Below are 22,044 nucleotides of genomic sequence, written 5' to 3'. Positions count from 1 at the left end.
TCAGACCCGCCGGGGGAATTTCCTCAACGGAGGAAATTCCGATCTTGTAAGACTGACCCCAGCTTTAGTCCTGTGGAATAAAACCCAGTGTGACGGAAATCTGATTCGCCGTTTCCACCAGGTCCACCAGCCACTCATCCTGCAGGCGGTCGGCGGGGGCGGAGATCGACAGGCCGGCGATCAGCTTGCCCGAATCGTCGCGGATGCCGGCGGCCATGCAGCGCACGCCCAGTTCCAGCTCTTCATTGTCGCGCGCATAGCCGCGTTCACGCACCAGGCTCAGCTCACGCTCGAGCTTTTGCAGATCCGTGATGGAATTCTTGTTGTGCCCGGCCAGCCCCGTGCGCGTGGCATACGCGCGGATGGCTTTCGGTTCATCGACGGACAGGAACAGCTTGCCCGTCGACGTCAGGTGCAGCGGACCGCGGCCGCCGATGGCGCGCACCACCTGCATGCCCGAGCGTTCGGAAAAGGCGCGGTCGATGTAGACGATCTCGTCGCCCTGGCGCACGGACAGGTTGATGGTTTGCTGGGTTTTCTTGTGCAGCTGGCGCATGAAGTCCAGCGCCGCTTCGCGCACGCTGAGGCGGCTTTTCACCACATTGCCCAGTTCCAGCAGGCGCATGCCCAGGCGGTAGGTGCCCGGTTCGATGCGGTCGACAAAGCGCGTCAGTACCATGTCGTTGAGGATGCGGTGCGCCGTCGAGGGGTGCAGGCCGGACACTTTCGACAATTCCTTCAGGCTGACCGGGTCCGAATATTTGGCCAAGGCATCAAGCAGCGCGACCATGCGTTCGATCACCTGGATCGTCGTCTTTGGGGCTGCGACCGGTTCAATTTTCATGATGGATTTGGTGCAATGCAGTATTCATGCATCTTTATACCATGATGTGAAAAAATAGTGAAATGTTCCGAGATATTCAGCGAATAAATTGTCACAATTCTCATGTTGGCCGTCATAATTGGCGGCTGGATGGACTTTGAACCATGGAAAACTATGCAACCTGTAAATGAATTCAAGAGCAAAAGCGGCTTGAAACGGATTTTTTCCGCCTTTTTCTACTCGCTCGACGGCTTGAAGGCGGCCTGGCGCCATGAACACGCGTTCCGCCAGGAGCTGGGCCTGTTCGTCGTCGGCACCGTGATCGCCTTGCTGCTGCGCATCTCCGCCTTTGAAAAGCTGGTGCTGATCGGCGTGCTGCTGCTGGTGCTGATCGTCGAACTGATCAATTCGGCAATCGAAGCCGTGGTCGACCGCATTTCGCTCGAGCGCCATCCGCTGTCGAAAAACGCCAAGGACTTCGGCAGCGCCGCCGTGCTGCTGACTTGCATCCTGGCCTTTGCCACATGGTCCGTGGTGCTGTTCAACCGCTTCTATTAAGCACTAAATCCCCGTTGCGCGCCGTCCATATGCGAAAATCGCATATCAAACGGCGAAACGCTTCGTTCTCTTTGCGGCTGCGGCGCCGTAATCTGGTGGCTCTGAAAGTTCAACCATACGGGGATCTTAGATGCTGTCGAAAAAAATCATCATTGCCGCCGCCATCAGCGCGTTTGCCATTCTGCAAACGGCGCAGGCTGCCGATATCACCCTGCTCAACGTGTCGTACGACCCGACGCGCGAGCTGTACCAGGATGTGAATACGGCATTTGCCAAGGAGTGGAAAGGCAAGACGGGCGACAACGTCAAGATCAAGCAATCGCACGGCGGCTCCGGCAAGCAGGCGCGCGCCGTCATCGACGGCCTGGAAGCGGACGTGGTGACGTTGGCCCTGGCCTATGACATCGACGCGCTGGCCGAGCACAAGCTGCTGGCCGCCGACTGGCAAAAGCGCCTGGCGCACAACAGCTCGCCTTACACCTCGACCATCGTCTTCCTGGTGCGCAAGGGCAACCCGAAAGGCATCAAGGATTGGAACGACCTGATCAAGCCGGGCGTGTCCGTCATCACGCCGAATCCGAAAACCTCGGGCGGCGCTCGCTGGAACCACTTGGCAGCCTGGGGCTATGCCTCGCGCCAGCCGGGCGGCAGCGAAGCGAAGGCCAAGGATTTCCTCGGCAAACTGTATAAAAACGTGCCCGTGCTCGATTCCGGCGCGCGCGGCGCCACCACCACCTTCGTCGAACGCGGTATCGGCGACGTGCTGATCGCCTGGGAAAACGAGGCGTATCTCGCCGTCAAGGAACTGGGCCCGACCAAGTTCGACATTATCACGCCGTCCGTCAGCATCCTGGCCGAGCCGCCCGTGGCCGTCGTCGACAAGTTTGCCGACAAGCATGGCACGCGCAAAGTGGCCGAGGCTTACCTGAACTACCTGTACACGGACGAGGCGCAAGACATCATCGCCAAGAATTACTACCGTCCGGCAACGGACAAGGCGGCAAAGAAATACGCGTCGCAGTTCGCCAAGGTCAACCTGTTCACTATCGAGCAGGTGGCCGGCGGCTGGACGGCGGCACAGAAGGCGCACTTTGCCGACGGCGGCATCTTCGACCAGATCTACCAGCCTAAGTAATACCGGATGGCACGATTGCCAGACCGTTACTAAAAGGATCCATCATGGCGCTGCGCAGCTTTTCCGATTACCGGGTACTGATCGTGCCGGGATTGCATAACAGCGGTCCTGAGCACTGGCAGAGCCGCTGGCAGCGCCTGTATCCGCAATTCGAGCGGGTCGAGCAGGACGACTGGAATGAACCCGACCTGGCGACCTGGTCTGCGCGCCTGGACCAGGTGCGGTGGCAGGATGCGCGCCCCACCCTGATCGTCGCCCACAGCTTCGGCTGCCTGACGACGGCGCACAGCCTGGCGCGCGACCCGCAGGGCGTGGCCGGCGTGCTGCTGGTGGGGCCGGCCGACCCCGACAAGTTTGGCGTGGCGAAGGCATTGCCGCAAAAGCGGCTGCCTTGCCCCGGCATCCTGATCGCCAGCCAGACGGACCCGTGGATGACGGCCGAACACGCGGCGCAGTGGGCGCGGCGCTGGAATTGCAAGTATATTGATGGCGGTGCGTTGGGCCATATCAACGCCGAATCGCGCCTTGGCGACTGGGTCTACGGCCAAGCGCAGCTGCAAACACTGTTTGATCTGGCACAAAGCGACAAGCGCCACCGTCAGGCAGCCTGATACGACGAACATCTTCGCCACACAACTTCTGAAGGAGATCACGATGACTTTACGCCTGGGCGATGTCGCCCCTGATTTTGAACAAGACAGCTCGATCGGTCCGCTCAAATTCCACGAGTGGGCGGGCAATTCCTGGGTGGTGCTGTTTTCCCACCCGGCCGACTTTACCCCCGTGTGCACGACGGAACTGGGCCTGACGGCCAAGCTCAAGCCGGAATTCGACAAGCGCAACGTGAAAGCCATCGCCCTGTCCGTGGACGCGGCCGAGTCGCACAAGAGCTGGATCAAGGATATCGAAGAGACGCAAAACACGGTGGTGGGCTTCCCCATCATCGCCGACGTCGACAAGAAAGTGTCGGTGCTGTACGACATGATTCACCCGGAACAGTCCGTCACGGCCACCGTGCGCTCCGTCTTCATCATCGACCCGAACAAGAAAGTACGGCTGATCCTCACGTATCCGCTCAGCACGGGCCGCAACTTCAATGAAATCCTGCGCGTCATCGATGCCCTGCAATTGACGGACGGCTACACGGTAGCCACGCCCGGCAACTGGAACGATGGCGACGACGTCATCATTCCACTGACCGTGCAAGACCCGGACGTGATCAAGCAGAAATATCCGAAGGGCTTTACGGCCGCCAAGCCATATCTGCGCCTCACGCCGCAGCCCAACAAGTAAGAGCACCGAAAAAACGTCCATGGCGTTGTTGCATTGCCTCGCCGTACATTCGTACTGTCTTCGGCAACGCGCCTAGCCCTGAACGTTTTATTCGGCACTCTTGTTTCCACAAAAAACGCACCTGTCCGGTGCGTTTTTTTTCGCCTATGGATTCTGCCGGCAAGTATGCAAAATCCATCTAAGCAAATGAGAAATGGTTAGTTCTTTTTATAACGATTGCATGTGATTATTGCGCCCTATAACTCAAAAATGTAATAAGAAGGGGTTTCCATGTCTGAAGCAACACTAGCGCCGCCCAAGGCGCGCGGAGCGCCGTTTCGGGTCATGCCGGGGTTTAAGCTGTCACTGGGCTTCACGCTCTTTTACCTGGCCTTGATCGTCCTCATTCCCTTGTCCTCGGTGTTCCTGAAAACCTTCACCATGACATGGGACGCCTTCTTCAGCGCCGTCACGTCCGAGCGCGTGATGGCGTCGTACCGCTTGACGTTTGGCGCCTCGCTGATCGCCGCCCTGCTGAACGTGGTGTTTGGCGGCATCCTGGCCTGGGTGCTGGTGCGCTATAAATTCCCCGGCAAGCGCATCATCGACGCCCTGGTCGACTTGCCCTTCGCCTTGCCGACGGCCGTGGCCGGCATCACCCTGACGGCCCTGTATTCGTCGAACGGCTGGTTCGGCCAGTTCATCGAAGGCGTGCTGGGCATCAAGGTGGCGTTCACGCCGCTGGGCGTGGTGGTGGCGCTGACCTTCATCGGCTTGCCCTTCGTCGTGCGTACCGTGCAACCGGTGCTGGAAGACGCGGAAAAGGAACTCGAAGAAGCGGCCGCCAGCCTGGGCGCCAATTCCCTGCAAACATTCATCCGCGTTATCTTCCCCACGATTCTGCCATCGTTGCTGACGGGCTTTGCCTTGGCCTTTGCCCGAGCCACGGGCGAGTACGGTTCCGTGATCTTTATCGCCGGCAACATGCCGATGGTGTCGGAAATCACGCCGCTGTTCATTATTACCAAGCTGGAGCAATACGATTACGCAGGCGCCACGGCCATCGCCGTGGTGATGCTGGTGGTGTCTTTCCTGCTGTTGTTGACGATTAACCTGCTGCAAGCATGGACGCGCGGAAAGGCGAAGAAATCATGAGTACGAATACGACTGCCGCCGCTGGCGTGGACACTGCGCGGCCGACAGCGCGCCGCTTCGAACCGAATGTCGGTCCCGTCGTGCTGGAACCCTTGTGGGTGCGCACGGTATTGATCAGCATCGCCTTGCTGTTCCTGACGGCTTTCCTGATCGTGCCCCTGGTGGCCGTGTTTGCGGAAGCGTTCAAGAAGGGCTGGGAAGCGTATATCGCCGCCATCATCGATCCGGACGCCATTTCCGCCATCAAGTTGACCCTGATCACGGCCGCCATCGCCGTGCCGCTGAACCTGGTATTCGGCGTGGCCGCTTCCTGGTGCATCGCCAAGTTCGACTTCCGCGGCAAGAGCATTTTGCTGACCCTGATCGACTTGCCGTTTTCCGTCTCGCCCGTGATTTCCGGCCTGATCTATGTGCTGATGTTCGGCGCCCAGGGCTGGTTCGGCCCGTGGCTGCAGGCGCACGACATCAAGATTTTGTTTGCCGTGCCCGGCATCGTGCTGGCCACCATCTTCATCACCTTCCCGTTCGTGGCGCGCGAACTGATCCCGCTGATGCAGTCGCAGGGCAGCGAAGAGGAAGAGGCCGCCATCGTGCTGGGCGCCTCGGGCTGGAACACTTTCCGCAGAGTCACCTTGCCGAATATCAAGTGGGGCCTGCTGTATGGCGTGATCCTGTGTAACGCCCGCGCCATGGGCGAGTTCGGCGCCGTGTCCGTGGTCTCCGGCCATATCCGCGGCGAAACGAACACCATGCCGCTGCAGGTGGAGATTCTGTACAACGAGTACAACTTCGCCGCCGCGTTTGCCGTCGCCTCGCTGCTGGCCCTGCTGGCCCTGGTGACCCTGGCCCTGAAAGCCTTTATTGAGTGGCGTTTGAACGAGAGCGACGCCGACGATTCCGCCTTACGTTCTACGGAGCACTGATATGACCATCGCAGTTAAAAACATCCACAAGCGCTTCGGCGATTTCGTCGCCCTCGACAATATCTCGCTGGACTTTCCCGCCGGCGAATTGACGGCCCTGCTGGGCCCGTCGGGTTGCGGCAAGACCACCTTGCTGCGCATCATTGCCGGCCTGGAACATCCGGATAGCGGCCAGGTGCTGCTCGATGCGGAAGACGCGTCGAACCGCCACGTGCGCGAGCGGCAGGTCGGCTTCGTGTTCCAGCATTACGCGCTGTTCAAGCACATGACGGTGTTCGAAAACGTGGCGTTCGGTTTACGCGTGAAATCGCGCAGCGAGCGCCCGTCGGAAGACCAGATCCGCCGTAAAGTGAAAGATTTGCTGGAGCTGGTGCAGCTGGACTGGCTGGCCGACCGCTATCCGCCGCAATTGTCGGGTGGGCAACGCCAGCGCATTGCCCTGGCGCGCGCCCTCGCTGTCGAACCGCGCGTGCTGCTGCTCGACGAGCCGTTCGGCGCGCTCGACGCCAAGGTGCGCAAGGAATTGCGCCGCTGGCTGCGCCGCCTGCACGACGACTTGCACGTGACCAGCATTTTTGTGACGCATGACCAGGAAGAGGCGCTGGAAGTGGCCGACCAGGTCGTGCTGATGAACAAGGGGACCGTCGAGCAACTCGGTTCCCCAGAGCAAGTCTATAACCACCCGGCCTCGCCGTTTGTCTACGGCTTCCTCGGCAACGTCAACCTGTTCCACGGCCGCGTGCATGACGGCGTGATGGCGACGGGCGACGCCAGCTTCGAGGTGCCCGATTATGCGGGCGTGAGTGACAGCAAGGGCACGGCCTATGTGCGTCCGCACGACCTGGAAATCGACCGTTACACGCAGGGCGCCGAAGGCATCGTGGTGAAGTTGAGCCGCGCCCATGCGATCGGCCCGCTGGCCCAGCTGGACTTGCAGCGCGTCGATAACAGCGAGCTGATTGAAGCGGTGATGTCGAACGAGCGTTTTACTCATTTGCAGCTGAAGGAAGGCGAAACCTTGGTAGTCCGCCCGAAACGCCTCCACGTGTTCGTTGAACCAACAAGAACCTAAAGGCTGAAAATATATGAACTTTCAACAACTGCGTTCGATCCGCGAAGCGGCCCGCCGCGGCTATAACCTGACGGAAGTGGCGAATGCGCTGTTCACGTCGCAGCCGGGCGTGAGCCGGCAGATCCGCGAACTGGAAGATGAGCTGGGCGTGGTGATTTTCGAGCGCAACGGCAAGCGCTTGACGGGCTTGACGGAGCCGGGCAAGGGCATTTTGAAGATCGTCGACCGCCTCCTGATCGAGGCGGAAAACCTGCAGCAGGCCAGCCTCGAATACAGCGGCCAGACCAGCGGAACGTTATCGGTGGCGGCCACGCACACGCAGGCGCGCTATGCGTTGCCGAAAGTGGTGCAGGGCTTTCGCGCCGCCTTCCCCGATGTGCGCATCGCGCTGCAGCAAAGCGCGCCCGAGCATATCGCGGAATGGGTGCTGTCGGGCAAGACCGATATCGGCATCGCCACGGAGGGCTTGAGCCAGTTCCCCGACCTCGTGTCGTTCCCGTGCTACCGCTGGAGCCATCTGATCGTCGTGCCGGACGGCCACCCGCTGCTCGAGCACTCGCCGATCCGCCTGGAAGACCTGGCGAAATATCCGTTGATTACCTACGACAAGGGGTTCACGGGACGCGGCCATATCGACGATGCGTTCGCCAAGGCGGGCGTGACGACCGACATCATTTTGACGGCCATGGATTCGGATGTCATCAAGCAATACGTGGCGCTGGGCCTGGGCGTGGGCATCGTCGCCTCGATGGCCTTCGACCATGGCCGCGACAAAGGGTTGCGGGCGGTGGAAGCGTCGCATCTGTTCGCCACCAACACGACGCGCCTGGCCGTGCGCCGAGGCGCCTACCTGCGTGCCTACGCCTACGAGTTCATCCTGCAGCTGGCGCCGGACCTGACGCGCGAAGACATCGACCGCGCCATGGCGGGCGAGGAAGCCCTCTAGGCGATGGCCGCCTTTTGCGCGCGCGTCAGGCTGGCCACGGCGCGCGCGTAGCTATCCTGCACCAGTTCCGCCAGGTAATCGGTGGGGAAGCGCGCCACATCGACGATGGTTACCCAGTGAAAGCGGCCCATGTAGCGGGCCGGTTTGACGCCCGGCATGTCCGTCAGTTCAATGAAACGCCCGGCGCTGGCGCGCAGGCTGAAACGCCACTGTTCCGGTGCACTGGTCTTAAAATAGGCAAACTTCTTGCCGCTCACTTCATACACGAGGATGTTCGACGGCGCACCGTGCAGCACGGCTTGCGCGCCGGGCAGGGCCGCGCAAAATTCCTTCAGTTCATCTGTTGTCATTCGTCCACCGCCATGAATTGTTGCGTGTTGCGGTCGAAGGCATAGGCCGCGCCGGCAGGGGCGTCCAGCAGCGCAATAAAACGGTCGTCCACGCTGAGCACGGCGCCCAGCGACACGAGGGCCACGTTGGCGCTGTCGTTGATGTAGTCGTCGCTCTCGTCGTTGGCCGTGAAGCGCCAGCCGCTGTCGTCGTCGTTGTCCGGCGCTTCGCGGTACAGGTAGCCGACGGGCGCGCCGTCTTCCAGCACGCGTTTCGTGACGAAGCACAGGCCCGCGTAGCGGTTGACGAGGTTATCGTCATCGTCGTGCTGGGTATTGATGATATGGCGCGCCGCGAAGGCGATGGGGTCTTTGGCGCGCAAATCGGCGATGTAGCCGGGCATGTTGTCGAGCTTGCCCGTAAAGTGCCCATGCGACTCGACCGTGTCGACCAGCACCCACATGCGCTCGGCGCCCGGCGCCTGCGGATCGTCGCTGTGGAAGGCGAAGATCAGCTTGACCACCTCGCCGGGGCGCACCTGGGCGATGGCTTCGGGCGGCGATTTATAGAAGGTGTAGGGATGGCGCGCCGCCAGTTCGGCGGCGTCGGCCAGGTGCCAGCTGGGCATGGTTATCCGTCATCAAGAAGAGTAAACCCCATGGTAGCCGATTGCGTGTCAGGATGACCACGCATACCTGCAGGCTTGCCATTGCCGCTTGGCATGTGCCGATCTACAACAATCCTGCTTCCCAGACCAGCGCCTGGTCATGGCAAGGAGGGTGGCAAGCCCCTTGATAGCCGGACTCGGCAAGAAACTGGTGAGATCGATTAAAAATGCCAATGGTAAAATTTGTTTCTTTTATTGCATTTTGATTTCCTGAATGATATCTTTTGCTCAATCGCAAAAAAATATAACAAAAATATAATCAATATTGTGTTTTTTGAAATTTATCAATAGGGGAAATTATGAACACGACTAAACATGCTGTGCTGGGTCTCTGCCTTGCTGTCTCGGCTTGCCTGGCGCCATTGGCCCAGGCGGCGAACTGGGTGGAAATCACCGATCCCGCCATGAGCGGCTTCCTGGTGGGCGGCAAGACCGTCACCTACGGCAGCGTGGCAGCGGACTCGGTCTGGGTGTTTGACGGCGCCAACCCGTCTGGCCCGCAAAGCGCGGCCGCCATCCAGAGCTTGGTCAGCAGCAAGTTTGGTCTGCCATCCAGCGGCACCGGTTCCCTGGTCTTTGCCGCCCAGGGCGACCTGGAAAGCGGTAAGTCCGGTTCGTTCACCGTCAAGTCCAGCTTTGACTACCTGGCCGTGCACTATGGCCGTGGCGAACTGCTGTTCCACTGGGACGCGCCGCTGGCCGCCAATACGCTTATCACCATCAACAACCTGCCGCGCGGCCTGAGCAATTTCCGCGCCTACAGTTCCGTCTCGGCCGTGCCTGAGCCAGCGACCTACGGCATGTTGATGCTGGGCCTGGGCCTGGTCGGTTTTGCCGCGCGCCGCCGCCGCGCCTGAGCCTGCAGCGCCTGCGGGCGCAAGACATGAAAAAAAGCCCGCGCATCGGAAGATGCGCGGGCTTTTTGCATGGCGGAGCGGTATTTACCAGCTATAGCCAGCCTTGGCGTAGTAATAGCGGCCGTTGAAACCGTTCGGCGCGAAGATGCTGTAGGGCTGGGTACCGTTGACGTTCAGGTTGCCCGCGCTCGTCACTTGCGCCGGATAGCGGTTGGTGACGTTGTCGATGCCGGCCACCAGGCGCCAGTTCTTGCCCAGTTTCACGGAACCGGACACGTCCAGCACCCATTGCGGGTCATACGTCTGGTCCAGCTTGACGTCGTTCTGCGGCACGGTGAAGCTGCCGTAGCGGGTCACGACGCCGTGCGCATTCCAGATGCCGAAGCCGTAGTCGGCGGCCAGGCTGAACTTGTCCTTCGGCGAGGCCACCGTGATGCGGTCGATGCTCTGGCGGTCGATCAGTTTCAGGTTGTTGGCCGTCAGGATGTCCGGATTGCCGGCGATTTTCTGTACCGTGCTCTTGTTGTGGTTGTACGCCACGGTGAGGTCGAGGCGGTCCTTGTCCTGCAGGTCGATGCGGTAGGTGCTGACGATGTCGACGCCTTCCGTGCGCGTATCGACGGCGTTGGTGAAATAGCGTCCCGAGCCCACAGGCGTGCCTTGTGCGGCCAGGACGTTTTTCAATGCATTGTTGAGGACCAGATTGGCCGAGAACAGGATGCGGTTGTCGATGTCGATGCGGTAGGCGTCCACCGTCGTGGTGAAGTTGCGGGTTGGCTGGAACTGCAGGCCCAGGCTGTAGTTGCGTGCCTTTTCCGGTTTCAGATCCTGTGCGCCCAGAGCGCGCGCCTGCGGCGTGTTGACGGCGAAGGTGCCCGTCTCGATCGGCGTGTTGACGCCGTTGACGACCTGGAAATTGGTGGTGGTGATGGTGTAGTACTGCTGCGCCAGCGACGGCGCGCGGAAGCCGCTCGACACGGTGCCGCGCAGGGACAGCGCGTCCGTGAACGCATAACGGGCCGAACCCTTGGCCGAGGTGGTGCTGCCGAAATCGCTGTAGCGCTCATGGCGCAGGGCCACGCCGCCCGACAGTTTCTTCGTCGCTTCCGCTTCCAGGTTCACATAGACCGACTCGTTGTGGCGCGAGTGGCTGCCCGCGTTGACAGGACGGAAGCCGGCAAAGCCTTGCGAACCACCGCCCGTGTACGATGCTTCATCGCCGGCGCCGATGCTGTATTTTTCATGGCGCGCTTCGGCGCCCACGGCCACCGTCAGCGGACCCGTAAAGAAAGAGACAGGAAATTCGCGCGCCGCATCGAGGTTGAATACGGTCTGTTCGTTTTTCAGCGAGCCCGCATAGAAATGCGTGGGGCTGTTGGCGCCCAACGACTGGTTGACCGTATTGTCCAGGTCCAGCTCGAACTTGTTGCTGCCGTAATTGAGGCTGGCATCCCAGCGCCAGCCGGCCGCTTCGCCGCGCAAGCCCGTCACCAGGGACTGGTCCGTCAGGGTGCTGTTTTGCAATGGCAAAAAGCCTTCCGGGAAGAGCGGCGTGCGCTGGACAAACTGCTTCGAATTATTCGGGTCCGTGATCAGCGCCGTGCGCCAGGTGGCGGCGGCCGACGTGTCGCGCTTGCCGTAGTTGCCGAAGGCATACCAGTCGAGGTTGTCGCTGATGTGGTATTCGCTGTTGAGGAAAATCGTTGCCGGCTTGCTTTCCGGGTCGCCATAGCGCTGGTTGACCTTGCCGTAGCGCGGTTCCAGCGGGTTGCGGAAATCGGCACCGGCGCGGTTGGTCGGGTCGCGTTCCGCCACTTCGGCCGAGACGCGCACCCAGCCGTCCTCGCCCAGGGCGAAGCCGGCCGAACCCTTGATGGATTTTTGCTTGCCGTCGCGTTCCTGCGTCTGCCCATAACCCACTTCGATATCGCCGCCGGCCGCGCCTTTTTTCAGGATGATGTTGATCACGCCGGCAATCGCGTCGGAGCCGTACTGGGCCGCCGCGCCATCGCGCAGCACTTCCACGTGGTCGATGGCGGCCAGGGGAATGGCGTTCAGGTCGACAGGCGCAGAGCCGCGGCCCAGCGAGCCGTTGACGTTGACGACGGCCGAGGTATAGCGGCGCTTGCCGTTCACCAGTACCAGGGTCTGGTCGGGCGACAGGCCGCGCAATTGCGCCGGACGCACGGCGTCGCTGGCGTCGGCGCCCGTGGCGCGGGCAAAGTTCAGCGATGGCAGCAGGCGCGCCAGCACGGTGGCCAGCTCGCCCGAACCCGTGCTTTGCAGGTCGCGCGAGGTCAGGATGTCGATCGGCGATTCGGAATCGATGGTGCGGCGGTTCTTGGCGAAGGTGCCGGTGACCACCACCGATTGCAATTCGCCTTCGGCCGGCAGCTCTTGCTGCGCCTGCGCCTGCATTGGCAGGCTGAAGCAGGCGACCAGGCTGGCGGCGATCACGGTTTTTACGGGGAGGGCGGGAAGTTGGGAGCGGGCGTTGCTTGAACTCATCGACGATATCTCTTCGGTTGTGGTTGCGCGGACCATGGCGGTCCGGTGATGCAATCAGATTAACAGTGGGCACGCGGCGTGCTTACGAATCGTTCTGTCTATCGATATGCAATAAATATCTGAAAGACGTCAACATGGTGCGCGTAGCGCATATGGCCTCGTTTCCAGCATACGACCGGGCACGGCAAGGCCGCAATGCTGCACAGCAGTAAATTGCCGGCTGTTGTATAAATACGACTATCTGCGATGAGCGTGGGGAGCCTGGCGACGGCATGCGCCGCCAGACGGCGGGCCTTACTGTCCCGGATTGGGCAGACTGGCGTGGATGGCGTCGACGGCCGCCACCAGTTCCGGCGACAAGGTGAGGTGATGCGCATCGATATTTTGCTGCAACTGCGCCACGCTGGTGGCGCCGATGATGGTCGACGCGACGAACCAGCGCGAGTAGCACCACGCGAGTGCCAGCTGCGCCGGCGTCAGGCCGTGCGCGCGGGCCAGCGCCGCATATTGCCGGGCCGCCTCGATGGTGGCGGGGCGCACGTAGCGGGGACTCCAGCCGGCCGGGAAGCGCGTCAGGCGGCCCCTGGCTTGTGGATTGTCGAGGTACTTCGCTGTCAGCTGGCCGAACGCCAGCGGGCTGTAGGCCAGCAAGCTGACGTTCTCGCGGTGGCAGGTTTCGTCGAGCAGGCTCGTCTCGAAATGGCGCGCCGTCAGGTTGTACAGGTTCTGGATCGAAACGATGCGCGGCAAGCCTTTCAGCTCGGCCTGCTTGATGTATTCGCACACGCCCCACGACGATTCATTCGACACGCCGATGTGGCCGATCTTGCCTTCCTCGACCAGCTTGCCCAGCACGGCCAGTGTCTCTTCGATGGCGACCGACGCGTGTTCCTTGCGCGGGTTGTACACGCTGGCGCCGAAGATGGGCAGGTTGCGGCTGGGCCAGTGCAATTGATACAGGTCAATATGCTCCGTCTGCAGCCGGCGCAGGCTGTCTTCGACGGCAGCGCGGATGTTGACCGCGTCGTGATCCGTCTTGCCCTTGCGTATCCAGTGCATGCGCGAGTTCGGCCCGGCCACCTTGCTGGCCAGGACGATCTGACTGCGCCTGCCGCTTTTCTTCAGCCAGCTGCCGATGTAGCGTTCCGTGCTGCCCTGCGTTTGCGCACTGGCCATCACCGGATACATCTCCGCCGTGTCGACGAAGTTGATGCCCCGTTCGAGCGCGTAATCGAGCTGGCTGTGGGCTTCGGCTTCGCTGTTCTGCTCGCCGAAGGTCATCGTGCCCAGGCAGATTGTGCTCACTTCCAGGCTGCTGGCGCCCAGCTTGACCTTGGCGATCATTTCGCCTGTTTGCCGCGCAGCGCGCGCGCGCAATCCTTGATCAGGGCGGGACCGGCGTAGATCAGGCCGCTGTACAGCTGCACCAGCTGCGCGCCCGATTCGAACTTGGCCAAAGCATCCTTGCCCTGCATGATGCCGCCCACGCCGATGATGGGCAGGGCGTCGCCCAGTTCCGCCTTCAGCAAACGGATCACATTGTTCGACAGCTCGAACACGGGCGCGCCCGACAGGCCGCCCGCTTCGGCGCCGTGCTGCATGCCTTCAACGGCACTGCGCGACAGGGTCGTATTGGTGGCGATGACGCCGTCGATCTGGTGGCGCGTGAGCGACTCGGCGATGCTTTTCACCTGTTCGCCATCCATGTCCGGCGCGATCTTCAGGGCCAGCGGCACGTAGCGCTTGTGCTTGTCCGCCAGGCGCGCCTGGGCATCCTTCAGTTGCGACAGCAGGGCGTCGAGTTCCGACGCACCCTGCAGCTGGCGCAAATTCTTGGTGTTCGGCGACGAGATATTCACCGTCACATAGCTGGCGTAGGGGTAGACTTTTTCCAGGCACAGCAGATAGTCGTCGGCCGCGCGCTCGATGGGCGTGTCGGCGTTCTTGCCGATGTTCAGGCCCAGCACGCCGGCGCGGTTCTGGTAAAACTTCGACGCCTGCACATTGGCCACAAAGGCGTCCACGCCGCCATTATTGAAACCCATGCGGTTGATGATGCCCTGCGCCTGCGGCAGGCGGAACATGCGCGGTTTCGGATTGCCCGCCTGCGCGCGCGGCGTGACGGTGCCCACTTCGATCGAGCCGAAACCCAGGTCGGCCAGTGCGTCGATGTAGGCGCCATCCTTGTCCAGGCCGGCGGCCAGACCGACGGGGTTCGGGAAGGTGATGCCCATCACCGTGCGCGGATCAGCGGCCGGTTTGCCGGCCAGCTTCGTCAGGCCCAGCGCGCTGGCGCGTTTCAGGGCGGGCAGGGTGAAATGGTGGGCCGCTTCGGCATCCATCGAAAACAGCAGCGGGCGGGCGAGGGAGTACAGGAATTTTTCAGACATGGGGCGCTTTGAGTAGGTGTGCGGGCCGCCGGGAAGGGCTGGCGGCGCGCGAAATAAGTGCCGTATTTTACCGTGTTCCGCGCGGCGGCCGGGTGTATAGTTCTTGTTGGTCTGATGCAATATTGATCCCTTGATAATCTGCATCGGGCCCTGGACTTTCCTGTTTCTTCCCTGTTCCCTTTACTTCATAAGCGAGACATCGATTGAAAAAGACACGCATCCTGACCGCCATCGCGGCCGCCAGCGCACTGCTGCTAAGCCACCCGGCCCTGGCCCTGCCCAATACGCAAGACACCCGCATGCTGAGCGAACCGGCCGTCTCCAGCCGCCACATCGCCTTCATCTACGCGGGCGACCTGTGGCTGTCCAACTTGGACGGCGGCGGCGCGCGGCGCTTGACGTCGGACCTGGGCGACAAATCGAATCCCGTCTTTTCGCCCGACGGCAGCCTGATCGCGTACAGCGCGAACATCGACGGCAATGTCGACGTGTATGTGATCGCGGCGGCGGGCGGCGTGCCGCGGCGCCTGACTTTCCACCCCGGTGTTGATCTGGCGCAATCGTTCACGCCCGATGGCCAGGCCGTGATGTTCACCTCGCCCCGCGCCGCCTTCAACAACCGCTTCCAGAAGCTGTTTACGGTGCCCGTGGCGGGCGGCGTGGAAACGCAGCTGGAAATCCCGAATGCCTCGCGTGCCACGTATTCGCCCGATGGCAAGCGCATCGCCTACAACCCCCTGATGCCGGCCTTCAAGCAGTGGAAGCGCTACCGGGGCGGCACCAATTCCTGGCTGTGGCTGTTTTCGTCCAGCGACAAGTCGATCGAAAAAATCCCCCAGCCGACCACGCGCTCGAACGACGTCGACCCGATATGGATAGGCGACAGCGTGTACTTCCGCTCGGACCGCAACGGCGAATTCAACCTGTTTGCGTATGACGTCAAGACGAAAGCCGTGCGCCAGCTGACGCGGCACGCGGATTTCCCCGTGCTCAACGCGTCGGCCGCGAACGGCACCATCGTCTACGAGCAGGCCGGGTATCTGCACTCTTTCGACATCGCCAGCGGCCAGGCGCACAAGCTCACCATCGGCGTGGCCAGCGACCTGGGGCAGGCGCGGCCCCGCTGGGTGAAGAACGCGAAATACATCCGCGACGCGTCGATTTCGCCGTCGGGCGCGCGCATCGCCTTCGAGTACCGGGGCGAGATCGTCACTATCCCCGCCGACAAGGGCGACGTGCGCAACCTGACGCAGACGGCCGGCGCCCACGAGCGCACGCCGATCTGGTCGCCCGATGGCCGCTCGGTCGCGTATTTCTCGGACGAGTCGGGCGAATACGAGCTGCACGTGCGGGCGCAGGACGGCAAGGGCGCCGTGCGCAAGTTCAAGCTCAATGGCAGCGGCTTCTATGACAACGCCGTCTGGTCGCCCGACAGCAGGAAAATCGCGTTTGCCGACAATGGCTGGAGCATGTACGTGATCGACGTCGGCAACGGCAAGCTGCAAAAAATCGCCACGGAGCCGATGTATGGCGTGGACAAGAGCATGCGCGCCGCGTGGGCGCCCGATTCGCGCTGGCTGGCCTACACGCTCAATTCGCCCACCTACACGCGCAGCGCCTACATCTATTCCGTTGAGCAGAACAAGTCCATGCCCGTGACCGATGGCCTGTCCGACGTGGCCCAGCCCGTGTTCGACAAGAGCGGCAAATACCTGTACTTCTTCGCGTCGACCAACGCAGGCCCCAGCAACAACTGGTTCTCGCAGCAGAACGAAGACAACCTGGTGACGCGCACCGTGTGGATGGCCGTGCTGCGGCGCGACTTGCCGTCGCCCTTGATCAAGGAAAGCGACGAGGAAAAGGCCGCCGGCGCGGAGAGCCGGAAGGAGTCGGCGAAGGCCGAAGCCGAGTCGAAAAACGACGCGAAGAGCGAAGCGAAGACCGATCCGAAGACGGGCCGCGACGACCCGAAAGTGGCGGTGGCGCCCGTGGCGCCGATCAGCATCGATTTCGACGGCATCGCCACGCGCATCGTCGACCTGCCGCTGCCGGCCGCGCAGTTCTCCAGCCTGACGGCCGGCGCCGCGGGGCAGATCTTCCTGTTGCGCGAAAGCGACGGCAAGAAGGCCGTGCAGCGCTTCGATTTGAAGGAGCGCAAGGCGGAAACCGTGGTGGCGGAAGCGGACGACTTCGAAGTGTCGGCCGACGGCAAGAAGCTGCTGTACCGCCACAAGGACAACTGGGCCATGGGCTCCGCCACGGGCAAGCTGCTGGCGCCGGGCGAAGGCAAGATCAAGGTCGAAGCCATCGAAGTGAAAGCCGATCCGCGCGCCGAGTGGACGCAGATTTTCAATGAAGTGTGGCGCATCAACCGCGATTACTTCTATGACCCGGGCATGCATGGCGTGGACTGGAAGGCCATGCGCGACAAGTACGCCGTGTTCCTGCCCGAGCTGTCGAGCCGCGCGGACCTGAACCGCCTGATCCAGTGGATGTGCAGCGAACTGGCCGTGGGCCACCACCGTGGTGGCGGCGGCGACGACTTTATCGAGGCGAAGAAGGTGCCGGGGGGCTTGCTGGGCGCCGACTATGAAGTGAGCGACGGCCATTACCGCTTCAAGAAGGTGTATGGCGGCTTGAACTGGAATCCGGCCCTGCGCGCGCCGCTGACGGAGCCGGGCCTGAACGTCAAGGCGGGCGAATACCTGCTGGCCGTCGACAGCCGCCCTTTGTTGCCGCCGACCAACCTGTACAGCGCCTTCGAGAACACGGCAGGCAAGGCCATCGACCTGACCGTGGGGCCGTCAGCCGACGGCAAGGGCGCGCGCACGATCACCGTGGTGCCCGTGCCGGCCGAGGATGCCTTGCGCAACCGCGACTGGATCGAGGGCAATATGCGCAAGGTCAATGCGGCCACCAACGGCAAGGTGGCGTACGTGTACGTGCCCAATACGGCGGGGCTGGGCCACACCTACTTCAAGCGCTATTTCTTCCCGCAGGCGGACAGGCAGGCCATCATCGTCGACGAGCGCTTTAACGGTGGCGGCAGCGTGGCCGATTACTACATCGAGATCCTGCAGAAGAAGGAAATCGCCTGGTGGACCATGCGCTACGGCGCCGACATGAAGACGCCGTCCGCCTCGATCCAGGGACCGCGCGCCATGCTGATCGACGAGACGGCCGGCTCGGGCGGCGATCTGCTGCCGTGGATGTTCCGCAAAAATAACATGGGTCCGCTGATCGGCAAGGCAACGTGGGGCGGCCTGGTGGGCATCCTCGGCTTCCCCGTGCTGATGGATGGCGGCACGATCACGGCGCCGAACCTGGCGTTCTGGACGCGCGAAAATGGCTGGGGCGTGGAAAACGAAGGCGTGCCGCCCGATATCGAAGTCGAGCAAACGCCGGCCGACGTCATCGCCGGCCGCGATCCGCAGCTGGAAAAGGCGATCGAGGTGATCCAGGCCGAACTGGCGAAAAAGCCGCCCGTGCGGCCTGCGCGTCCGGCGTTTCCGGACAAGAGCAAGTAAGCTGAAGTGCAGGGGTCAGACCCTCGCGATTGTTCGCCGGTAGGTCGGATTAGCGCAGCGTAATCCGACACCATTGTTGGCTTTGCAGCGTCGGATTACGCGCTTGCGCGCTAATCCGACCTACCTTACATGATCGCCCGCTGTCCCTTGACGCGCTTCCAGCGCTGGCGAAGAACCCGCCCGTGCGGCCCACGTCCGGCGTTTCCGGATAAAAGCAAGTAAGAAGCCTGAAGTGCATGGGTCAGACCCTCGCGATTGTTCGCCGGTAGGTCGGATTAGCGCAGCGTAATCCGACACCATTGTTGGCTTTGCAGCGTCGGATTACGCACTTGCGCGCTAATCCGACCTACCTTACATGATCACCCACTGTCCCTTGATCCGCGCTTCCAGCGGCTTGAAGTTGATTTTATACGCCATCTTCGGGCTTTGTTCTATCCAGTAGCCCAGGTAGATGTAAGGCAGGTTCAGTTCGCGCGCCTGGGCGATTTGCCACAGCACGTTGTAGGTGCCGTACGAGGCGCCGGGCACGTCGGGATCGAAAAACGTGTAGACGGACGACAGGCCATCGGCCAGCACGTCGATGATGCTGACCATGCGCAGGGTGCCGTCAGGCTCGCGGAACTCCACCAGGCGCGTGTTGACCCGGCTTTGGAGCAGGAATTGCGCGTACTGGTCGCGGCTGTCCTGGTCCATGCCGCCGCCCGCGTGGCGCGTGCTCTGGTAGCGCAGATACAGTTCGTAGTGCTCGTCGAGGAAGGACAAAGTGGCCACGCCCGCCTGCAGGTTGGCGTGGCGGTTCCAGGCGCGGCGCTGGTTGCGGTTGGGCGTGAACGATTGCGTCACCACGCGCACGGGGATGCAGGCCTGGCAGCCATCGCAATACGGGCGGTAGGTGAAAATACCGCTGCGGCGAAAGCCGTTGCGCACCAGTTCCGAATACACGTCGCTGTTGATCAGGTGCGAAGGCGTGGCCACCTGCGAGCGGGCCTGGCGGTCGTCCAGGTAGCTGCACGGATACGGTGCCGTCGTGTAGAACTGCAGGGTGGCAAACGGTAGTTCGTTCAGGTGCGTCATGCTGATCCTGTCTGGTCTGTCCGCAGCAATGGAAATGTGCCTGGCGGTGTGCCTGGAGCTATCATAGCTTTTTTACGCCGGTGGCGCAGCATGCCAATCGGTGATTTGCGCTGCTTCAATGGCGCTCCTCACATGGGCCAGGAAGCGGGCGCGCGAAATGGGCGCCGCGCCCAGCGAGGCCAGGTGTTTCGTTTCTTGCTGGCAGTCAATCATGGTCACGCCGCGGGCCTGCAAAAAGCGCACGAGGTGGGCCAGCGCGATCTTCGATCCATCCGAGACGCGGGCGAACATCGATTCGCCATAGAACATGCGTCCGATCGACACGCCATACGCGCCGCCCACCAGTTCGCCGTCCAGCCACAGCTCGGACGAGTGGGCGTAGCCCAGCTTGTGCAAGCCCGTGTAGCCGGCGATGATCTCGTCGGAAATCCAGGTGCCCGGGCCATCCTTGCGCGGCGCCGCGCAGGCGCGCATGACGGCGTCGAAATCGCCGTCGAAGCGCAGCTGCCAGCGCCCGTCCGTGGCGGCGCTGCGCTCGACCTTGCGGATCGCCTTGGCCAGGCTGTCGGAGACCTTGAAGTCGTCCGTCATCAGCACCATGCGCGGGTCCGTGCTCCACCACAGAATGGGCTGGCCCTCGGAAAACCAGGGGAAGATGCCGCGCCGGTAGGCGTCGAGCAGGCGCGCGGGCGACAGATCGGCGCCGGCCGCCAGCAGGCCGGGCGCCTCGTCGGTGAGGGCGCGCGAGACGTCGGGGAACGGTGTGTGGATGTCGAGCCAGGGAATCATGCGGCGTCAAAAATGGCGGGTGATGGGGGCTTACTCGGCATCCGCGCGCGCCATCGGGCGCGTGATGTCGCCCGTATGCACACCATAGCTGCCGCCTTCGCGGATCTTCACGCGGTCGGCAAAGAACAGTTCCAGGGTGGCGCGGATGGTGGGGAAGGCCAAGTCATCCCACGGAATTTGCGCTTCCGTAAACAGCTGCACGTCCAGGCTTTCGATGCCGGGCGCGAAATCGAGGTCGCGCAGGCGCGCCAGGTAGAACAGGTGCACCTGGTGCACGCGCTGCACGTTGAGCAGCGAAAACAGGGGACCCAGCTCGATATTCGCGCCCGCTTCCTCCACCGTTTCGCGCTCGGCCGCGTCGGACGTCGTTTCGTCGTTTTCCATGAAGCCGGCCGGCAGGGTCCAGTAGCCCAGGCGCGGCTCGATGGCCCGCTTGCACAGCAAGACCTGCAGCTGGCCATCCTCTTCCCAGACGGGAATCGAGCCGACCACCATTTTCGGGTTCTGGTAATGGATGGCGTCGCAGTTGGCGCAGACATAGCGCGGACGGTTGTCGCCTTCCGGAATGGACAGGCTGACAGGGTGGGCGCATTCGGAGCAGAATTTCATGGGCAGGCTTGGAGTAGGGATGGCATCGGACAAGACGATAGTGTAACGCTTACTGTACACCGATTGCGCGCTGTGTGGCGTGACGGGCGGACACAATGCCAGCTGCTAGTTGGCCGACCTTTTTTAACGCATTTTAATTTAATAGCTCTATTACAGCCGAAGTTGAGATAGCTATTGCCTAAGTCACCCGCTTGCCCTTATAATTCGAGTGCGGGGTGGAGCAGTCTGGCAGCTCGTCGGGCTCATAACCCGAAGGTCACAGGTTCAAATCCTGTCCCCGCAACCAATATATGAAAGCCGCTGATTCTTGCAAGAGAATCAGCGGCTTTTTCCATTGCTGGCCAACGGCACACTCCGGCATCTGGGGCAGGCATGACATTGTCAAATCATGCCCTTTACGCCGCGCAACAATCTGGTATATAATTCGAGTGCGGGGTGGAGCAGTCTGGCAGCTCGTCGGGCTCATAACCCGAAGGTCACAGGTTCAAATCCTGTCCCCGCAACCAATTCGAAGCCGCTGGTTCCTCGCAAGAGGGCCAGCGGTTTTTTCGTTCTACGGCGCGATGTCGTCTGCCAGCTGGCGCGCATACACGACCAGCCGCAAGTGGCGGTCAGCATCGATGGTCAGCGAAGTGTGTTCATACGCGAGCTGCTCGCCGCAGACGTCCAGCTGGCGCACGCCGGCGCACGGCGCATGCACGTCGTGGCGGCGCCACCACTGCTTGAACTCGGGCGAGACCTTTTCCAGTTCCTCCACCAGCGCGTGGATGTCCGCTTCCTGCGTGGCGCGTGCATAGTCGCGGCGAAAGCTCGACAGCATCAGCGGCGCCTGCTCTTCCCAGCCGGCGAAACGGGAGCGCAGCAGCGGGTCGGTAAACAACAGCCACAGCAGATTGCGGCGCGCCGGCACATGCGTGCCGAAGCCGAACAGGGCGTCCGCGCCCGCATTGAACGCCAGCACGTCCCAGCGCAGGTTGAGCACATAGGCCGGATGCGCCAGCTCGTGCATCAGGCGGCGCACGGGCGGCGGCACCACGCAAAACGTCTTGCCTTCCTCGGCGGGCGGGCGCGCATGCGCCAGCAGGAACAGGTGGCGCCGTTCCGCCGCATCGAGTTTCAGCACTTCGGCCAGCTTGTCGAGAAAGGCGCTCGAGACGCCGATGTCGCGCCCCTGCTCCAGCCAGGTGTACCAGGTCAGTCCCACGCCGGCCAGTGCCGCCACTTCTTCGCGGCGCAAGCCCGGCGTCCTGCGCCGCCCGCCGCCGGGCAAACCCACGTCCTCGGGCGACAGCCGCGCGCGGCGCGCCTGCAGGTAGGCGGCCAGTTCGTGGCGGGTGCGTTGCAAGGTGCGCATGGTGCGGTCTTTCCGGTGAGGCTGTTGCTATCAGTAATAGCATAAACAGTTAAAT

Annotated in this window: 20 protein-coding genes and 2 tRNA genes; 12 read left to right on the top strand and 10 right to left on the bottom strand. The window is 62.2% G+C overall.

Annotated features, from left to right (window positions below; translation table 11 throughout):
* Positions 1-64 precede the first annotated feature (64 nt).
* Positions 65-844 carry an IclR family transcriptional regulator gene (locus D9M09_RS20985; RefSeq protein WP_046685991.1) on the bottom strand — a complete coding sequence of 260 codons (780 nt, stop codon included), beginning with the start codon at positions 842-844 and terminating at the stop codon, positions 65-67.
* Between the two features lie 153 nt (positions 845-997).
* Here D9M09_RS20985 and D9M09_RS20980 point away from each other — a divergent pair, with 153 nt between their 5' ends.
* From D9M09_RS20980 to D9M09_RS20945, 8 genes are all read left to right on the top strand, one after another.
* Positions 998-1,381, top strand: a complete 384-nt coding sequence (locus tag D9M09_RS20980; protein ID WP_070224509.1) for a diacylglycerol kinase — start codon at positions 998-1,000, stop codon at positions 1,379-1,381.
* Between the two features lie 130 nt (positions 1,382-1,511).
* Positions 1,512-2,516 carry a sulfate ABC transporter substrate-binding protein gene (locus D9M09_RS20975; protein WP_121670288.1) on the top strand — a complete coding sequence of 335 codons (1,005 nt, stop codon included), beginning with the start codon at positions 1,512-1,514 and terminating at the stop codon, positions 2,514-2,516.
* A gap of 44 nt (positions 2,517-2,560) precedes the next feature.
* Positions 2,561-3,127 carry an RBBP9/YdeN family alpha/beta hydrolase gene (locus D9M09_RS20970; protein ID WP_121670287.1) on the top strand — a complete coding sequence of 189 codons (567 nt, stop codon included), beginning with the start codon at positions 2,561-2,563 and terminating at the stop codon, positions 3,125-3,127.
* Positions 3,128-3,170: 43 nt separating this feature from the next.
* Complete coding sequence (locus D9M09_RS20965) at positions 3,171-3,809, top strand: peroxiredoxin (protein WP_070224512.1); 639 nt, start codon at positions 3,171-3,173, stop codon at positions 3,807-3,809.
* A gap of 324 nt (positions 3,810-4,133) precedes the next feature.
* Positions 4,134-4,943, top strand: a complete 810-nt coding sequence (gene cysT / locus D9M09_RS20960; RefSeq protein ID WP_070224513.1) for a sulfate ABC transporter permease subunit CysT — start codon at positions 4,134-4,136, stop codon at positions 4,941-4,943.
* Positions 4,940-5,866: a sulfate ABC transporter permease subunit CysW gene (gene cysW, locus D9M09_RS20955; protein WP_070312828.1), complete on the top strand. Its 927-nt coding sequence runs from the start codon at positions 4,940-4,942 to the stop codon at positions 5,864-5,866. Before cysT ends, cysW begins: the two co-directional genes overlap by 4 nt.
* A 1-nt stretch (position 5,867) precedes the next feature.
* A complete protein-coding gene (locus D9M09_RS20950; protein WP_034747519.1) occupies positions 5,868-6,938 on the top strand; it encodes a sulfate/molybdate ABC transporter ATP-binding protein in 1,071 nt (356 codons plus the stop codon).
* Between the two features lie 13 nt (positions 6,939-6,951).
* On the top strand, positions 6,952-7,884 hold the full coding sequence (locus tag D9M09_RS20945; RefSeq protein WP_070224514.1) for a CysB family HTH-type transcriptional regulator: 933 nt from the start codon (positions 6,952-6,954) through the stop codon (positions 7,882-7,884).
* Here D9M09_RS20945 and D9M09_RS20940 read toward each other — a convergent pair.
* Positions 7,881-8,234, bottom strand: coding sequence for an MmcQ/YjbR family DNA-binding protein (locus D9M09_RS20940; RefSeq protein WP_121670286.1), 354 nt, complete (start codon positions 8,232-8,234; stop codon positions 7,881-7,883). The genes D9M09_RS20945 and D9M09_RS20940 overlap by 4 nt on opposite strands.
* Positions 8,231-8,842, bottom strand: a complete 612-nt coding sequence (locus tag D9M09_RS29790; RefSeq protein ID WP_121670285.1) for an immunity protein Imm33 domain-containing protein — start codon at positions 8,840-8,842, stop codon at positions 8,231-8,233. Before D9M09_RS29790 ends, D9M09_RS20940 begins: the two co-directional genes overlap by 4 nt.
* Before the next feature lie 338 nt (positions 8,843-9,180).
* Between D9M09_RS29790 and D9M09_RS29785 the strand changes: the two genes are divergently transcribed.
* Positions 9,181-9,738 carry a PEP-CTERM sorting domain-containing protein gene (locus D9M09_RS29785; RefSeq protein ID WP_240453434.1) on the top strand — a complete coding sequence of 186 codons (558 nt, stop codon included), beginning with the start codon at positions 9,181-9,183 and terminating at the stop codon, positions 9,736-9,738.
* Positions 9,739-9,822: 84 nt separating this feature from the next.
* On the opposite strand, the gene D9M09_RS20925 is transcribed toward D9M09_RS29785, so the two are convergent.
* The 3 genes from D9M09_RS20925 to D9M09_RS20915 form a co-directional block, all read right to left on the bottom strand.
* Positions 9,823-12,246: a TonB-dependent receptor plug domain-containing protein gene (locus D9M09_RS20925; protein ID WP_121671177.1), complete on the bottom strand. Its 2,424-nt coding sequence runs from the start codon at positions 12,244-12,246 to the stop codon at positions 9,823-9,825.
* A 294-nt stretch (positions 12,247-12,540) separates the two neighbouring features.
* A complete protein-coding gene (locus tag D9M09_RS20920) occupies positions 12,541-13,587 on the bottom strand; it encodes an aldo/keto reductase (RefSeq protein ID WP_121671176.1) in 1,047 nt (348 codons plus the stop codon).
* Positions 13,587-14,636 carry a quinone-dependent dihydroorotate dehydrogenase gene (locus tag D9M09_RS20915; RefSeq protein ID WP_121670284.1) on the bottom strand — a complete coding sequence of 350 codons (1,050 nt, stop codon included), beginning with the start codon at positions 14,634-14,636 and terminating at the stop codon, positions 13,587-13,589. Before D9M09_RS20915 ends, D9M09_RS20920 begins: the two co-directional genes overlap by 1 nt.
* Before the next feature lie 203 nt (positions 14,637-14,839).
* Here D9M09_RS20915 and D9M09_RS20910 point away from each other — a divergent pair, with 203 nt between their 5' ends.
* Positions 14,840-18,163 carry a S41 family peptidase gene (locus tag D9M09_RS20910; RefSeq protein ID WP_121670283.1) on the top strand — a complete coding sequence of 1,108 codons (3,324 nt, stop codon included), beginning with the start codon at positions 14,840-14,842 and terminating at the stop codon, positions 18,161-18,163.
* Between the two features lie 351 nt (positions 18,164-18,514).
* On the opposite strand, the gene D9M09_RS20905 is transcribed toward D9M09_RS20910, so the two are convergent.
* The 3 genes from D9M09_RS20905 to D9M09_RS20895 all read right to left on the bottom strand — a co-directional run bounded on the left by D9M09_RS20905 (position 18,515) and on the right by D9M09_RS20895 (position 20,635).
* Complete coding sequence (locus D9M09_RS20905; protein WP_070224525.1) at positions 18,515-19,237, bottom strand: arginyltransferase; 723 nt, start codon at positions 19,235-19,237, stop codon at positions 18,515-18,517.
* A gap of 72 nt (positions 19,238-19,309) precedes the next feature.
* Positions 19,310-20,026: a leucyl/phenylalanyl-tRNA--protein transferase gene (gene aat, locus D9M09_RS20900; RefSeq protein ID WP_121670282.1), complete on the bottom strand. Its 717-nt coding sequence runs from the start codon at positions 20,024-20,026 to the stop codon at positions 19,310-19,312.
* A gap of 30 nt (positions 20,027-20,056) precedes the next feature.
* Complete coding sequence (locus D9M09_RS20895; RefSeq protein WP_034747557.1) at positions 20,057-20,635, bottom strand: NUDIX hydrolase; 579 nt, start codon at positions 20,633-20,635, stop codon at positions 20,057-20,059.
* 209 nt (positions 20,636-20,844) lie between these two features.
* On the opposite strand from D9M09_RS20895, the gene D9M09_RS20890 reads away from it, so the two are divergent.
* Positions 20,845-20,921 (top strand) — tRNA-Met (locus tag D9M09_RS20890).
* Between the two features lie 143 nt (positions 20,922-21,064).
* Positions 21,065-21,141 (top strand) — tRNA-Met (locus D9M09_RS20885).
* 47 nt (positions 21,142-21,188) lie between these two features.
* Here D9M09_RS20885 and D9M09_RS20880 read toward each other — a convergent pair.
* The gene (locus D9M09_RS20880; protein ID WP_121670281.1) at positions 21,189-21,989 is read right to left on the bottom strand and encodes a helix-turn-helix transcriptional regulator; all 801 of its coding nucleotides are present in this window, start codon (positions 21,987-21,989) and stop codon (positions 21,189-21,191) included.
* Between the last annotated feature and the right edge of the window lie 55 nt (positions 21,990-22,044).

Origin of the sequence: Janthinobacterium agaricidamnosum (genome assembly GCF_003667705.1) — a bacterium.
Lineage (GTDB): Bacteria > Pseudomonadota > Gammaproteobacteria > Burkholderiales > Burkholderiaceae_D > Janthinobacterium.
This window is presented reverse-complemented; position numbering and strand designations above follow the sequence as displayed.

What these genes read in the sequence shown, in the direction of transcription:
- D9M09_RS20985 (WP_046685991.1), bottom strand. Translation starts at nt 844, where the DNA reads ATGAAAATTGAACCGGTCGCAGCCCCAAAGACGACGATCCAGGTGATC.
- D9M09_RS20980 (WP_070224509.1), top strand. Translation starts at nt 998, where the DNA reads ATGCAACCTGTAAATGAATTCAAGAGCAAAAGCGGCTTGAAACGGATT.
- D9M09_RS20975 (WP_121670288.1), top strand. Translation starts at nt 1,512, where the DNA reads ATGCTGTCGAAAAAAATCATCATTGCCGCCGCCATCAGCGCGTTTGCC.
- D9M09_RS20970 (WP_121670287.1), top strand. Translation starts at nt 2,561, where the DNA reads ATGGCGCTGCGCAGCTTTTCCGATTACCGGGTACTGATCGTGCCGGGA.
- D9M09_RS20965 (WP_070224512.1), top strand. Translation starts at nt 3,171, where the DNA reads ATGACTTTACGCCTGGGCGATGTCGCCCCTGATTTTGAACAAGACAGC.
- cysT (WP_070224513.1), top strand. Translation starts at nt 4,134, where the DNA reads ATGCCGGGGTTTAAGCTGTCACTGGGCTTCACGCTCTTTTACCTGGCC.
- cysW (WP_070312828.1), top strand. Translation starts at nt 4,940, where the DNA reads ATGAGTACGAATACGACTGCCGCCGCTGGCGTGGACACTGCGCGGCCG.
- D9M09_RS20950 (WP_034747519.1), top strand. Translation starts at nt 5,868, where the DNA reads ATGACCATCGCAGTTAAAAACATCCACAAGCGCTTCGGCGATTTCGTC.
- D9M09_RS20945 (WP_070224514.1), top strand. Translation starts at nt 6,952, where the DNA reads ATGAACTTTCAACAACTGCGTTCGATCCGCGAAGCGGCCCGCCGCGGC.
- D9M09_RS20940 (WP_121670286.1), bottom strand. Translation starts at nt 8,234, where the DNA reads ATGACAACAGATGAACTGAAGGAATTTTGCGCGGCCCTGCCCGGCGCG.
- D9M09_RS29790 (WP_121670285.1), bottom strand. Translation starts at nt 8,842, where the DNA reads ATGCCCAGCTGGCACCTGGCCGACGCCGCCGAACTGGCGGCGCGCCAT.
- D9M09_RS29785 (WP_240453434.1), top strand. Translation starts at nt 9,181, where the DNA reads ATGAACACGACTAAACATGCTGTGCTGGGTCTCTGCCTTGCTGTCTCG.
- D9M09_RS20925 (WP_121671177.1), bottom strand. Translation starts at nt 12,246, where the DNA reads ATGAGTTCAAGCAACGCCCGCTCCCAACTTCCCGCCCTCCCCGTAAAA.
- D9M09_RS20915 (WP_121670284.1), bottom strand. Translation starts at nt 14,636, where the DNA reads ATGTCTGAAAAATTCCTGTACTCCCTCGCCCGCCCGCTGCTGTTTTCG.
- D9M09_RS20905 (WP_070224525.1), bottom strand. Translation starts at nt 19,237, where the DNA reads ATGACGCACCTGAACGAACTACCGTTTGCCACCCTGCAGTTCTACACG.
- aat (WP_121670282.1), bottom strand. Translation starts at nt 20,026, where the DNA reads ATGATTCCCTGGCTCGACATCCACACACCGTTCCCCGACGTCTCGCGC.
- D9M09_RS20895 (WP_034747557.1), bottom strand. Translation starts at nt 20,635, where the DNA reads ATGAAATTCTGCTCCGAATGCGCCCACCCTGTCAGCCTGTCCATTCCG.
- D9M09_RS20880 (WP_121670281.1), bottom strand. Translation starts at nt 21,989, where the DNA reads ATGCGCACCTTGCAACGCACCCGCCACGAACTGGCCGCCTACCTGCAG.